Consider the following 12,745-nt stretch of genomic DNA (forward strand, 5'->3'; position numbering starts at 1 on the left):
AACAAATATGGTAACTCAGCCGTTAATATTGCGGTAAGCACCTGTCAGGTTTTAGGCGCACGCGGGCAGCTAAAAGCACCGGAACCGGCCGCCTGTTGTCGGTTGCCGTCGCTTCGGCCGCCCGCCTTTACCGGCCATTAACCCTAACCGGATGATAACGGGCCTCGATCTCCAGAGTTTGCCGCGGTGCAGCGGCGGCCAGTCGAAGGTACATGTCCGGTCATGAAAAGCACTGCTCCCCTGTTCCGTGCGCTGCTCGCCGTGTCATTGCTTGCCGGTTGCTCCAGCTACCGGCCGGCGCCGGCCGCCTTTCATAAAATGCTCGATCAGCCCTATCGCCTCGGCGCCGGCGACCGGGTCCGCGTCACCGTGTTCGAGCAGGAAGGATTGACCAACGTCTACAGTGTCGACCAATCCGGCTATCTGTCCATCCCGCTCGTCGGCGCCGTGCCGGCGCGCGGCCACACCGCACAGCAACTCGAAGGCGAGATCGCCGACAAACTACGCCAGGGTTATCTCCGTGATCCGGACGTTTCGGTCGAGATAGACCGCTACCGGCCGATCTTCATCATGGGCGAAGTCGGTGCTGCGGGCCAGTACTCCTATGTTCCCGGCCTGACCGTGCAAAAGGCGATTGCCATCGCCGGCGGTTTCAGCCCGCGTGCCAACCAGGGAAGCGTCGACATCACCCGCGACATCAACGGCAAGGTCATGACCGGTCGCGTTGCCACCTCCGACCCGCTTCTGCCCGGCGACACGGTCTATGTTCGCGAACGCCTGTTCTAGACCACGTGGCGGACACACTCAGGATCGTCCACTGCTTTCGCTCACCTGTCGGGGGGATTTTTCGTCACGTGCGCGACCTGACCGAGGCGCAGGTCGCCGCCGGGCATGCCGTCGGCATCGTCTGCGATTCGACGACGGGCGGCGACTTCGAGGAACATCTGTTCGAACAGATGAAGGGCATAATGGCGCTCGGCATCCATCGCACGCCGATGCAGCGGCATGTCGGACCGGGCGACCTCGCCTCGGCCTGGCGCACATTTGGGATCATCAAGGAATTGCGGCCGGACGTGCTCCACGGGCACGGCGCCAAGGGTGGCGCCTATGCCCGCCTGTTCGGCTCATTGTTGCGGGTATCAAGGTTTCGCGTAGCCCGCCTTTATTCGCCGCACGGCGGCTCTCTTCACTATGACGAGACCACCGGCACGGGGAAGCTGTTCTTCGCGCTCGAGCGGTTCATGGCGCGCTTCAGCGACTATCTTCTGTTTGTCTCCGACTATGAAAGGCGGACCTATCGCAGGAAGGTCGGCGAACCGCCGATCCCGAACAACCTTGTCTACAATGGACTGAGCGCCGCCGAGTTCGAGCCGGTGCGAACCGAACCGAATGCGGCCGATGCCCTCTATATCGGCATGATGCGCGACCTCAAGGGACCGGACATCTTCATCGATGCGCTGGTTCTCGCCGGAACGCGGCTCGGCCGCCCGGTGAATGCGGTGATGGTCGGCGACGGCGACGACCTGCCGCGCTACCATGCGCAAGTGAAGCGGCTCGGGCTCGAAGGGCATATGCGCTTCCTGCCGCCGATGCCGGCGCGCAAGGCCTTCGAGTTGGCCGAACTGGTTGTCGTGCCCTCGCGCGCGGAAGCCATGCCCTACATCGTGCTGGAGACGCTCGCCGCCGGCAAATCGATGATCGCCACCGGCGTCGGCGGCATCCCGGAAATTCTTGGCGCCGGCTCCCCTGCCCTGATCCGGCCCGATCCGCGCGAGCTTGCCGATAAGATGAGCTCGGCGCTGGCCGACCCCGATGCCTATGGCAGGCTGATGCCCGATACCGCCGACCTCAAGGCGCGATTCGGCGCCGACGTGATGGCCGCCGCGATCGAGACGGCCTATTTCGCGGCGCTCAAGCGCTAACCCGAAATGGGCGCTAACCCCAAAACGGCGCTGACTTCAAAGCTTCCCCAAAACCTATTTGTTGTTTCAAGGGTTTCTTAGCTCTATTTCGCTATTCACTTGCGTGAAGCTTTGCGGATGCATCATGAGCGACTTCGATCCCAAACGCCGCTTTTCGAAAGACGCGGTGCGCAATTTCAACGGCCCGGCCGGCGACGATAGCCCCGGCGGCATGAACGACGTCGCCCGTCAGGTGGCGTCGCAATACCGGCGCGACACCATGTCACCGATCATGGTCAGCGGCGTCTTGCGGATGGTCGAATTCGCACTGCTGTTCCTGTCGGGCCTCTGCATCTATTTTTACTATGTCGGCTTCTTCAACCATCTCGCCTGGCAATATCCGCTGGCGATCGCCGCCGCTTCGTCGCTCGCCGTGGTGCTGCTCGATGTCACCGACTGCTACCAGATCGTCTCGTTTATGCGGCCGCTCGCCAATTTCGGCCGACTGCTGATGGTCTGGGCCGGCACCTTCGCCCTGATGGCGCTGACGGCATTCGCCGTGAAGATGTCGCAAGATTATTCGCGCCTGGTTTTCGGCACCTGGTTCGTCGTCGGCTTCATGCTGATCTTCGGCCTAAGGCTGCTGATGTCGAAGCTGATCCGGCGCTGGGCGCGCGACGGGCGCATGGAGCGCCGCGCCGTCATCGTGGGCGGCGGCACGACGGCGGAAGTCCTGATCCGCTCCGTCGAAAAGCAGCCCTACAACGACATCCGCATCTGCGGCATCTTCGACGACCGCGGCGACAAGCGCTCGCCGCCCATCGTCGCCGGCTATCCAAAACTCGGGACCGTTTCCGAGCTCATCGAGTTCGCCCGCATCGCCCGTATCGACATGCTGATCGTATCGCTGCCGCTGACCGCCGAAACGCGCGTCCTGCAGCTTTTGAAGAAGCTGTGGGTACTGCCTGTCGACATCCGGCTCTCGGCGCATTCGAACGCGCTGCAATTCCGGCCGCGCGCCTATTCCTACATCGGCTCGGTGCCGATGCTCGACATCTTCGACAGGCCGATCAACGACTGGGATTCGGTCGCCAAGCGCGCCTTCGACATCGTCTTCTCGATCATCGGCATCATCGTGTTCTCGCCGGTCATGCTGGCGACCGCGATCGCCATCAAGCTCGACAGCAAGGGACCGGTGCTGTTCCACCAGAAGCGGCATGGCTTCAACAACGAGATCATCGAGGTCTACAAGTTCCGTTCGATGTACACCGACAAGGCCGACCCGACGGCCAAGCAGACGGTGACCAGGAACGACCCGCGCGTCACCCGCGTCGGCCGCTTCATCCGCAAGACCTCGATCGACGAGTTGCCGCAGTTCTTCAATTCGCTTTTCGGTTCGCTGTCGCTGGTTGGCCCGCGCCCGCACGCCATTGCCGCCCAGTCGCACAACCTTCTCTACAATGAGGTGGTCGACGGCTATTTCGCACGCCACAAGGTCAAACCCGGCGTCACCGGCTGGGCGCAGATCAATGGCTGGCGCGGCGAGATGGATACCAACGAGAAGATCCGCATGCGGACGGAATACGACCTCTATTATATCGAGAACTGGTCGCTGCTGTTCGATCTGAGGATCCTGTTCCTGACACCGATCCGGCTGCTCAATACGGAAAATGCCTATTGAGCGCAGTCGCGCATGAACTGTCGCCGGCCGCGGTCAACGCCAAGCTGATCGCGCTGATTGCGTCGGGCGCGGTTTTCCTCGGCGTCTTCCTGTCCGGCTTCGTCATCGCCGAGCCGGCGCCATACGACCTCTATATGGTCGCGCTGATGGCGGTGTGGGCCCTGTTCGGCCTGCGCATATCGCGCGCGGCGGCGCCGCTGCTGGTGCTGCTGGTGGTCATGAACATCGGCGGCATGATCGCGATGACCCAGATGTCGGATATTGCCGGCACCCCGCTCTATCTCGCCGTGTCGCTGTTCCTGGCGCTTACCGCGGTGTTCTTCGCCTCGGTGACATCGGTCCAGCCAAATCTCTACCGGGTGATCTTCCGAGCCTATGTGATGTCGGCGGTGCTGACCTCGCTGCTCGGGATCGCCGGCTATTTCCATGCCTTCCCGGGGGCGGAGATCTTCACCAGATACGACCGCGCCACCGGCGCCTTCCAGGATCCGAACGTGTTCGGGCCGTTCCTGGTGCTGCCCGGCATCTACCTGCTCCATCTCCTGCTGACCGGCCCCGTCTCACGCATGCCGTTGCTGGCGATGCCGCTGCTGATCATCACCGCCGGGATTTTCTTCTCGTTCTCGCGGGGCGCCTGGGGCATGTTCGGCGTTTCGGCGATCCTGCTCACCGGCGCCCTGTTCCTGCAGAGCGCCAGCGGAAAAATCCGGCTGCGTGTCGTCGTCATGACCATCGCCGCCATTTCGCTGCTGGTCATCGCAATGCTCGTCATCCTGCAGCTGCCGGGCGTCTCGGAAATGTTCTCCAGCCGCGCCCAGCTGGAACAGAGCTACGATACCGCCCGCCTCGGCCGTTTCGCCCGCTATAGCTTCGGTTTCCAGATGGCGCTGGAGCATCCGCTCGGCATCGGCCCGCTCGTCTTCGGCACGATTTTCGGCGAAGACACGCACAACATCTGGCTGAAAATGCTGCTGGACTATGGCTGGCTCGGCTTCGTCTCGTTCCTGACGCTGACCTGCTGGACGATGGCAGCCGGCTTCCGCATTCTCCTGCGCGACAGGCCGTGGCAGCCCTACCTTCTGTGCGCCTATGTCGCCTTCATCGGCAATATCGCGCTGGGCACCTTCATCGACATCGATCACTGGCGCCACGTCTATCTGCTGCTCGGGCTGATCTGGGGCGCGATCGCGCTCGAGTACCGCCATCAGTGGCAATTTCGGCCGGCGGCGCTGCCGTCGCCGGCGGCTAAGGCATGATGGATTTCTGGGGGCAAGTCTAAGTCTTGAAAATGGTCGGAGTCCGGCACGTGGGCGTAGCGAGTGGTGGTCTTAGCCATTGCCGTCGAATATGGCGGGAACTCGCTGCAGGGCTGGTGATGGGCATAGGCATAGCCGTCGGCATGGCGCTGGCCGGATCAACTTAGGCGAGCGTTGCGCAATCTAACGTATAGGCGGCAACGCCATCACTACGACCGCGGCAACGGCCGTATCCGGGGGCGAAACGTTGATCGTCATCTAAGCACCCCACCAAACGATGGCTGCACACAGCAAAAACACGAGCGTGGCACCCGCGATGAACATACCTCTTCGCGTTCGCCACCTTGGCGGCTCAGCCGGCACAAGCCTGAACCGCTGGGCATGCTCCGTTGCGATTTTCAGTAGGGCTGCAGCCGTTTCGCGCGGCGTCCACCCCTTCGCTTCCGAGGCAGTCACCAAGGCTGCAAATGCGGCTTCCAAGGCGACTTCACAGTTGACGTCCCGATCTGGGCTACCCTTTGGCAATATGGGTGGTTGCACGGCTTGGGACATGCACACAAAGCGGCTCGCGGATGAATGGTTCCCGCGTTTCGAGCCCCTCACTTTCGAAGGTCGGCTTCCAGGTGCGGTTCCGCTCTCGCTGCTGGCCTTTGTCGTCGGGAATGAACGTGAAGAACACCGGGCGGCGGTCGCGGCCTTCGGCCTTGCATTTGAGCAGCCAAACAGCCCGACCAGATCCTGATGCATCGATCCGCGATCTGATCCGAGCCTGTCGATCAGCACTTGGCCGCCGATCGTCGGCCCGTTCACGGCGCGATTCGGGCGGCATGGCCCCAGACTGGCACGGCCCAGAAAAGGAAAGGGCCCAGAAAGGCCCCAATTTCTCGTTTTCGCGGCTCACCAGTTTCCCCGGATTTCAAATAAGCCTTAGGGTTCTAAGGGCTTATTTGGTCGGAGTGGCCGGATTCGAACCGACGACCCCTTGACCCCCAGTCAAGTGCGCTACCGGGCTGCGCTACACTCCGGACCGGTCGCGATGTATCGTGATAACCCGGTTCGGGTCAACCGAATTCGGCGGCCGTCGCGCCGATGCCCGACATGGTGGATTTGAAGTTCCTGCTCTGGTGGATGTCGTCAGCATTCAGGAACTTCAAATCCAGTACACAGCTCGCTTGTCTGGCTTGATCCTCTGGCGTCGCTGCTATGAGACGGGTCTTGGATTTTCCACGGAATGTGTCAGCGCGGCCGTATCGATCAGCGCGCTTTCCGGGAGCCGGAGCGCAGAGGCTATTCGCCTGAGCTTCGACACATCGGCATTCCTGCCGTTCTCGATGTCCGCGATCTCATCGACCGACAGTCCGCAGGTCAGAGACAGCTCTTCCATGCTGTATCCCCTGGTTTCTCGGATGGCCTTGAGGGCGCTGTGGTCGGGCGCAGCTTCGGTCGCCGACAGTTCGGAAAAAGCTTCGCTTGTTGCTATTTGGGGCATTTGGCAACTCCGTGGATTAAAGAGTTTGATCAAATCAAGAAGTTGCCTGAGACGGCGCAGAGAATGCCCTCTCGATGGTGATTTGCCAAGCGCCAAAAACGCCGTCACGGCATCGTGATTCCGATCGGCGCAGCCCGGCACAGGCCTCGGCGGCACCGGCACGGGACCGCCATCTCGATCGGGGTCTTTGACTGGCCGATCGCCGAATTGTTCGACGGTTCTGAGCCGCTCCCTTGTCAAGCGGCTGTCGCTGGCCCGTCAGCGGTTTTGAGCGGATCGAACCTCAGCGGCAGGAGCACGCTGAACGCGGCAGGGGGCCGCGAATTTTCTTGAACCGACGCGTGAACCTTTTCTCTCCGGGCCGCACCAACACGGCATGGACGCCACAAAGGCGGTCCCAACCGGAAGGACGCCCTGACGGCGATCCTCGATCAAGAGAAGGAAATGCTCAAATGACCAACATCTCGAACTTCAAGCGCCTGTCGCTCGCCGCTGCCATCGTCGTCTCGGCCTTCGGCTCGATTTCACTGCCGGGCTCGGCCTTCGCCAACGGCACGCATCCGAGCGGCGGCGGCGCGGTTTGCAAGGGCGCGGGTCACTGCCTGGTGCTGCAGCTCGACTGCAAGGGTACTTATACGGACGCCACCGACTCCAACGGCACCGTCTACGGCAAATGCAGCCAGACCGCGCAGGTCAGCCCGAAGAACAAGCTCAAGCTCGCGCGCTGATCGACCTTTTGGTCAACGAAAATGGCGGCCGTCCGCGCCGCCATTTTCTTGTCTCAACGTGCCGATCTCGATCTCGTTCGCGACGGTTTCTGCTGACGGCTGAGGAACAGGCTGGCGACGAGCCCGACCACAACCAGACCGACTGCGGCCGCTGTCGCGGGATGATCGCGGGCTGTCTTCTCTATCACCCTGCCATGCTTCCTGATCGCAGGCAGAGCGTCACTGAAACGCTCGGCGAGGTCCGAGTAATAGTCCGACGCGGTGTCACGCCCGTCCTCGTAATAGGCGCTGCCGCGCCTGGAAACGGCTTTCCTCAACGCCGCCAATTCCCTGGAGAGGGCTGCGACCTGTTTTTCAAGATCGATGTCGGAGAGGGTCGAAAATGATACCATGACAGGCTTCCTTCTTTTGCGAAGGAACGCACGATCGCAAAACCGGTTCCGGTTTTTGCCGCGACCGATCGGGCCCAGAGCGCGTCGCGTCAGAAGCGATTCATGCGACCCGCGTGACGTTCTATGCAGTCGCTATCCCGGGGCCATGCGCTAGCGCACCTGATCGAGCAGGCGCTTGCATTCCAGAAGATCGAACAGCGCCTCCTGCAGCAAAGCGCGATTGTCGCGCGAGAGTTTCGACGTGCCCGGCTGCACCGGGCCTTCTTCCTCGGTCTTGCCCAGGCCGAAAAAGCGCCGGCTGGGTTTCACCTTGGGCTCGCCGACCAGCATCTCGTCATCGGCGCCGCGCGGCTGGGCCGCCGGCGTCAACGGCACCGCATCGGCCTGCCGGCGCTGCGAGATCGCCTCGACGGCCGCCATGTCGCCATTGCCGATGGCGACCAGGAAATGATTGCCGTTCTCGCGCAACAGCTTCTGCACACCCTTGATCGTGTATCCCTGATCGTAGAGCATGTGGCGGATGCCCTTGATCAGTTCGACATCCTGCGGCCGGTAGTAGCGGCGGCCACCGCCGCGCTTCATCGGCTTGATCTGGTTGAAGCGCGTTTCCCAAAAACGCAGCACATGCTGCGGCAGGTCGAGATCTTCTGCGACCTCGCTGATGGTGCGGAAAGCGTCGGGGCTCTTGTCCATGGGCGAAATCCTCACGCTGGAGCATGGTCCCGAAAAGTGGGAAACGGTTTTCGGCCAGGATCATGCTCAACAAAGAGTCATTCCGATCCGGCTTGTCCTGCCGAATCGAGCCTTATTTCAGCGGTTTATGAAACAATATTCAAGCCCGGCGTCAAAGCAGGCGACCGTTTTCAACGGGCTTTGAAGCGCAGGCGCTATTTGCTGCCCTTGGCCTTGCTGATCTGGTGCGCGCGCAGGATGCGGTTCTTCAGCACATTCGACGATTTGAAGGTCATCACGCGGCGCGGCAGGATCGGCACTTCCTCGCCGGTTTTGGGGTTGCGCCCGATGCGCTCGTTCTTGGAGCGGACATGGAAGGTTGCGAACGACGACAATTTCACCGTCTCGCCGCGAACGATCGCCTCACAGATCTCGTCCAGAACCGCTTCGACGAGCTCGGCCGATTCAGTACGCGACAGGCCAACCTTGCGATAAACGGCTTCAGCAAGATCGGCGCGCGTAAGTGTCTTTCCCCCCATGCGAACCGTCCCCATCAGCTCAAAAAACATAACTCTATATAAGCAAAGATAGAGCCTAAGTAATTGATCCGGCAAGGTCAAGGACCGAACCGGTCCGTTCGGCACTTACCAGCGAACCAGGACCGCGCCCCAGGTGAAGCCGCCGCCCATCGCCTCGATCAGCACCAGATCACCCTTCTTGATGCGGCCGTCGGCGACCGCCACCGACAGCGCCAGCGGCACCGAAGCAGCCGAGGTGTTACCGTGCAAATCGACGGTAACCACCACCTTTTGTTCCGCTATCCCGAGCTTCCTGGCGGAAGCGTCGATAATCCGCTTGTTGGCCTGATGCGGCACGAACCAGTCGAGATCTTCAGCGGTGATCCCGGCAGCTGAGAACGTCGCTTCGATGACGTCGGTGATCATGCCGACCGCGTGCTTGAACACTTCGCGGCCTTCCATCCTGAGATGGCCCACCGTTCCGGTGGTCGACGCTCCACCGTCGACGAACAGCTTGTCCTTGTGAGCCCCGTCGGAGCGCAGGCTGGCCGCCAGCACGCCGTGGTCGGCAATGCCGCCCGCCCCCTCGCCTGCTTCCAGCACCATCGCGCCGGCGCCGTCGCCAAACAGCACGCAGGTCGAGCGATCGCTCCAGTCGAGGATGCGCGAAAAGGTTTCGGAGCCGATCACCAGCACGCGTTTGGCGAGGCCGCCGCGGATATAGAGGTCGGCCGTCGTCACCGCGTAGACGAAGCCCGAGCACACCGCCTGCATGTCGAAGGCGAAGCCGTGATGCATGCCGAGCCGGTTCTGGATGTCGACGGCGGTCGCCGGAAAGGTGTTGTTGGGAGTCGAGGTCGCCAGCACGATCAGGTCGATATCGGCCGGCGTCAGGCCGGCATTGTCGAGGGCTGCGCGCGCCGCCGCCTCGCCGAGCGAAGCCGTCGTCTCGTCGTCGGCCGCGATATGGCGCTGGCGGATGCCGGTGCGCTGGGCAATCCATGCGTCTGACGTCTCGACCATGCCTTCGAAATCGGCATTCTTCATGATGCGGTGGGGCAGCGCGGAGCCTGTGCCGCGCACGACTGATCTGATCAAGGCTCTTTCCTATTCCTCTGCGTCGGCAACGACGTCGGATTTCCTGGATGTCTGGGCATGCGGATTGCGCGCATGGAACAGATCAAGATCGGCTTCGATGCGATCGAGCAGATTGTTGCGCACCATGTCGTAGCCAAGCTCGATCGCCGCCGCGAAGCCGTCCGAATCGGCGCCGCCATGGCTTTTCACGACGACGCCGTTCAGACCCAGGAAAACCCCGCCGTTGGAGCGGCCGACATCCATCTTTTCGCGCAGGCGATCGAAGGCGCCCTTGGCGAATACATAGCCGATCCTGGCCATCAGCGTGCGGTCCATCGCGGCGCGCAGGTAACCGGCGATCTGCCGTACCGTGCCTTCCGCCGTTTTCAGCGCGATGTTGCCGGCAAATCCTTCGGTGACGACCACGTCGACCGTGCCCTTGCCGATGTCGTCGCCCTCGACGAAACCATGGTAGTTCATCGAGGCCATGTTGGCCTCCCGCAACATGCGGCCCGCCTCCTTGACCTCTTCCTGGCCCTTGATCTCCTCGACGCCGACATTGAGCAGACCGACGCTCGGCCGTTCGATGCCGAAAACCGAGCGCGCCATGCCAGTGCCCAGAATGGCAAAATCAACCAGTTGATGCGCATCCGCGCCGATGGTGGCGCCGACGTCCAGCACCACGCTTTCCCCACGCAATGTCGGCCACAGCGCCGCGATCGCCGGACGGTCGATGGTCGCCATGGTGCGGAGGCAGAATCTCGACATCGCCATCAGCGCGCCGGTGTTGCCGGCCGAGATGCAGGCGTCGGCAGTGCCTGCCTTGACCGCCTCGACCGCTTTCCACATCGACGACTTCCAGCGGCCATGGCGCAGCGCCTGGCTTGGCTTGTCGTCCATCCGGACTGCTATCTCGCAGTGGATGAACTCGCTGACTTCCGCCAGCTTGGGCAGCTTTGCGAGTTCGGGGCGCACTGCCTCCTCGCGACCATAGATGACGAAGCGGATGTCGGGACGCCGGGTCGCGACCGTCATGAGCGCCGGGATGACCACGGTTGGCCCGTGATCGCCGCCCATGGCATCGATGGAAATCCTGATCACGCGGTGTTCATCTCACAGTTTGCTTGAGCGAGCGCCTGGCGCTGGCAACGGGTTTGGGGCTCGCGAAGGTTCGGCGAAAATAGCGTTTTTGGGCTGCCGCACAACCGGCTTTCTCCGATTGGGTCGGGTTTTCAGGATTTCCCCAGCAGGGAACGCAGCTTTTGCTGAAATTCGCTTTCCGCAGTCCCGGCATCGTCGGCAGCCTCCATCGAAACGCCTTGCTTGCGCGGATAGGGATCGATCGCCAGTCCAAAGAACTGTTCGGCGAGCGCCCCGACATCGATTGAATTGCCGGAAAATGTTTCCGGGCTGTCCGGCCCTTCGGCATCGAGCATTATCTCGCCACCGCCCTCGAAACCCTGCCGCCCGAGCTTCGACTGCTCCGGCAGGAACAGTGCGTCGACCGCCTCGTCGATATGCGCCTCGATCGGGTCCAGGGTGACGATGCAGGCCTGGGTGATATCGGCCTCGACGCGGCCGCTGACCTTGACGCCGTTGCGCTTCCATGGCGCCACCAGCAGTTCGGCGCGATAGTTCTCGACCGACAGCAACTCGTGCTCGCCTGCCAGCGCGGCGCGCTGCGCGGCGTCGGCCTCGATCAGCACCGGCAGTCCCTTTTGCGGCAGCCGGGCGACGTTGGCCACGAAGGACACGGGGCTCTGGCGATCGGGGCTCTGAGAATCGGCGTGTTTCATATTTTCCTTTAAATAGGCTTGTTTTCTTAAATAGGTTTGGCCGCGGGGAATGCCACAGTGCCGGAAACAATCGATTCGGTCGGCTGTTCCGCGAGTCGCCTGGAGACATCGGCGACGTAGCCGGCCAGATGCGTCGCCTGCGGCCAGGTGCCGGCATCGGGCCTGACATTGCGGGCAAGCGCCGCGACGAGTGCGTCATGGTCGTTTCGTTCCAGCGCATCGTCATAGGCGGCGGTGCGGCCATAAAACATCTTCGCCAGTTTCTTCATGCGCTTCGGCACGCCAACGTCGCCGATGCCGAGTTCGCGCAGCGAATGCTCGACATCCATGAAGAACTCGTCGATCAGCACCTGCGCGACCTCCCCGGCAACACCACCCTCGCCGCGCAGCCGGTGCTGGAACAGGAACATGTGCAGCGACAGCATCTCGAAGCGGCCAAGCGGCGTGTCCGGGACATCCCAGTCGGAATAAAACACGGTTTGCCGCGCCGCTGCCACGATTTGTGCGTAAAGCGCCTCGGTGATAGCGCGGTTGGCGTGACGTTCGCGACCAAAAAGGCGCTGGAACATTGAGGGTGGTCTCCCGGGGACCGTTTGTTGAATTGGCCTTGTTGCATCGGCGAGCAAGCTGGTTTACCGGTTTTGCGGCCCAGCGCAAGTTGCGGCCAGCTAATGGAGTTGTAGTTGCGCGCGCTGAAAATCAAGTCGACTTTTCTGCCCAGGTCCGCTTTTCCGAGATCCGCCGGCGCGATCTCGCTGCTGGTGGCAGCTTCGGCGCTTTGCGGCTGCAACTCGTCGAAGATGATCGGTGATCTCAATCCGAGCGAGACGCTGACGCAGGGCTACGTCATCGACCAGCAGGCGATCGACCTGGTGCCGGTCGGCTCGAGCCGCGAACAGGTGCTTCTGGCGCTCGGCACCCCGTCGACCAAGGCGACTTTCGACAACGAAGCCTTCTACTACATCTCACAGACGCGCAAGCGTTACGTCGCCTTCGACAAGCCGAGGCTGGTCGACCAGAAGGTGCTGGCCGTCTATTTCGGCGAGGACGGGCGCGTTACCCAGATCGCCAATTACGGCCTGAAGGACGGCAAGGTGTTCGACTTCATCTCGCGGACCACGCCGACCGGCGGCAAGGACCAAAACTTCCTCAGCCAGATCATGGGTGGCGCCAGCAAGCTGGCGCCCGGCCTCCCCGGCGGCGGCGGCGGCGCCTCGCCCGGCACCTGATCAATC

Annotated in this window: 16 protein-coding genes and 1 tRNA gene; 7 read left to right on the forward strand and 10 right to left on the reverse strand. The window is 62.2% G+C overall.

Going from position 1 to position 12,745, the window contains the following annotated elements:
- Window positions 1-222 precede the first annotated feature (222 nt).
- The 4 genes from AC0L2C_RS14135 (at window position 223) to AC0L2C_RS14150 (ending at window position 4,838) form a co-directional block, all read left to right on the forward strand.
- Window positions 223-786, forward strand: a complete 564-nt coding sequence (locus AC0L2C_RS14135) for a polysaccharide biosynthesis/export family protein (RefSeq protein ID WP_091591533.1) — start codon at window positions 223-225, stop codon at window positions 784-786.
- A 5-nt stretch (window positions 787-791) separates the two neighbouring features.
- A complete protein-coding gene (locus AC0L2C_RS14140) occupies window positions 792-1,922 on the forward strand; it encodes a glycosyltransferase family 4 protein (protein ID WP_473523605.1) in 1,131 nt (376 codons plus the stop codon).
- Window positions 1,923-2,046: 124 nt separating this feature from the next.
- Window positions 2,047-3,582 carry an undecaprenyl-phosphate glucose phosphotransferase gene (locus AC0L2C_RS14145; RefSeq protein WP_023798379.1) on the forward strand — a complete coding sequence of 512 codons (1,536 nt, stop codon included), beginning with the start codon at window positions 2,047-2,049 and terminating at the stop codon, window positions 3,580-3,582.
- The gene (locus tag AC0L2C_RS14150; protein WP_473523606.1) at window positions 3,579-4,838 is read left to right on the forward strand and encodes an O-antigen ligase family protein; all 1,260 of its coding nucleotides are present in this window, start codon (window positions 3,579-3,581) and stop codon (window positions 4,836-4,838) included. The genes AC0L2C_RS14145 and AC0L2C_RS14150 overlap by 4 nt, the downstream gene beginning before the upstream one ends.
- A 511-nt stretch (window positions 4,839-5,349) precedes the next feature.
- Here the strand turns inward: AC0L2C_RS14150 and AC0L2C_RS14155 are convergent.
- The 3 genes from AC0L2C_RS14155 to AC0L2C_RS14165 form a co-directional block, all read right to left on the reverse strand.
- A complete protein-coding gene (locus tag AC0L2C_RS14155) occupies window positions 5,350-5,739 on the reverse strand; it encodes a hypothetical protein (RefSeq protein ID WP_473523607.1) in 390 nt (129 codons plus the stop codon).
- Window positions 5,740-5,786: 47 nt separating this feature from the next.
- Window positions 5,787-5,863, reverse strand: a tRNA-Pro gene (locus AC0L2C_RS14160).
- Between the two features lie 176 nt (window positions 5,864-6,039).
- Window positions 6,040-6,567 carry a helix-turn-helix domain-containing protein gene (locus AC0L2C_RS14165; RefSeq protein ID WP_473523608.1) on the reverse strand — a complete coding sequence of 176 codons (528 nt, stop codon included), beginning with the start codon at window positions 6,565-6,567 and terminating at the stop codon, window positions 6,040-6,042.
- Between the two features lie 212 nt (window positions 6,568-6,779).
- On the opposite strand from AC0L2C_RS14165, the gene AC0L2C_RS14170 reads away from it, so the two are divergent.
- Complete coding sequence (locus tag AC0L2C_RS14170; protein WP_023798384.1) at window positions 6,780-7,055, forward strand: hypothetical protein; 276 nt, start codon at window positions 6,780-6,782, stop codon at window positions 7,053-7,055.
- A 53-nt stretch (window positions 7,056-7,108) separates the two neighbouring features.
- Here the strand turns inward: AC0L2C_RS14170 and AC0L2C_RS14175 are convergent, their stop codons facing one another.
- The gene (locus tag AC0L2C_RS14175; protein WP_473523609.1) at window positions 7,109-7,447 is read right to left on the reverse strand and encodes a hypothetical protein; all 339 of its coding nucleotides are present in this window, start codon (window positions 7,445-7,447) and stop codon (window positions 7,109-7,111) included.
- 150 nt (window positions 7,448-7,597) lie between these two features.
- Window positions 7,598-8,140 (reverse strand): MerR family transcriptional regulator, encoded by a 543-nt coding sequence (locus AC0L2C_RS14180; RefSeq protein ID WP_023798386.1) that lies wholly within the window; start codon window positions 8,138-8,140, stop codon window positions 7,598-7,600.
- On the opposite strand from AC0L2C_RS14180, the gene AC0L2C_RS14185 reads away from it, so the two are divergent.
- Window positions 8,139-8,324 carry a hypothetical protein gene (locus AC0L2C_RS14185; RefSeq protein WP_473523610.1) on the forward strand — a complete coding sequence of 62 codons (186 nt, stop codon included), beginning with the start codon at window positions 8,139-8,141 and terminating at the stop codon, window positions 8,322-8,324. The two genes, AC0L2C_RS14180 and AC0L2C_RS14185, sit on opposite strands and share 2 nt — an antisense overlap.
- 10 nt (window positions 8,325-8,334) lie before the next feature.
- Here AC0L2C_RS14185 and AC0L2C_RS14190 read toward each other — a convergent pair whose 3' ends face one another.
- The 5 genes from AC0L2C_RS14190 to AC0L2C_RS14210 form a co-directional block, all read right to left on the reverse strand.
- The gene (locus AC0L2C_RS14190) at window positions 8,335-8,658 is read right to left on the reverse strand and encodes an integration host factor subunit alpha (RefSeq protein ID WP_023798387.1); all 324 of its coding nucleotides are present in this window, start codon (window positions 8,656-8,658) and stop codon (window positions 8,335-8,337) included.
- A 105-nt stretch (window positions 8,659-8,763) separates the two neighbouring features.
- Window positions 8,764-9,735: a beta-ketoacyl-ACP synthase III gene (locus AC0L2C_RS14195; protein WP_287229669.1), complete on the reverse strand. Its 972-nt coding sequence runs from the start codon at window positions 9,733-9,735 to the stop codon at window positions 8,764-8,766.
- A gap of 9 nt (window positions 9,736-9,744) precedes the next feature.
- Window positions 9,745-10,815 carry a phosphate acyltransferase PlsX gene (gene plsX / locus AC0L2C_RS14200; RefSeq protein WP_473523611.1) on the reverse strand — a complete coding sequence of 357 codons (1,071 nt, stop codon included), beginning with the start codon at window positions 10,813-10,815 and terminating at the stop codon, window positions 9,745-9,747.
- 131 nt (window positions 10,816-10,946) lie between these two features.
- Window positions 10,947-11,510, reverse strand: a complete 564-nt coding sequence (locus tag AC0L2C_RS14205; RefSeq protein WP_023798390.1) for a YceD family protein — start codon at window positions 11,508-11,510, stop codon at window positions 10,947-10,949.
- Window positions 11,511-11,536: 26 nt separating this feature from the next.
- Window positions 11,537-12,079 (reverse strand): ubiquinol-cytochrome C chaperone family protein, encoded by a 543-nt coding sequence (locus AC0L2C_RS14210; RefSeq protein ID WP_027154625.1) that lies wholly within the window; start codon window positions 12,077-12,079, stop codon window positions 11,537-11,539.
- Window positions 12,080-12,193: 114 nt separating this feature from the next.
- Between AC0L2C_RS14210 and AC0L2C_RS14215 the strand changes: the two genes are divergently transcribed.
- Window positions 12,194-12,739, forward strand: a complete 546-nt coding sequence (locus tag AC0L2C_RS14215; RefSeq protein WP_128175972.1) for an outer membrane protein assembly factor BamE — start codon at window positions 12,194-12,196, stop codon at window positions 12,737-12,739.
- Window positions 12,740-12,745 lie beyond the last annotated feature (6 nt).

The sequence above is a fragment of the Mesorhizobium sp. WSM4845 genome (assembly GCF_055811455.1).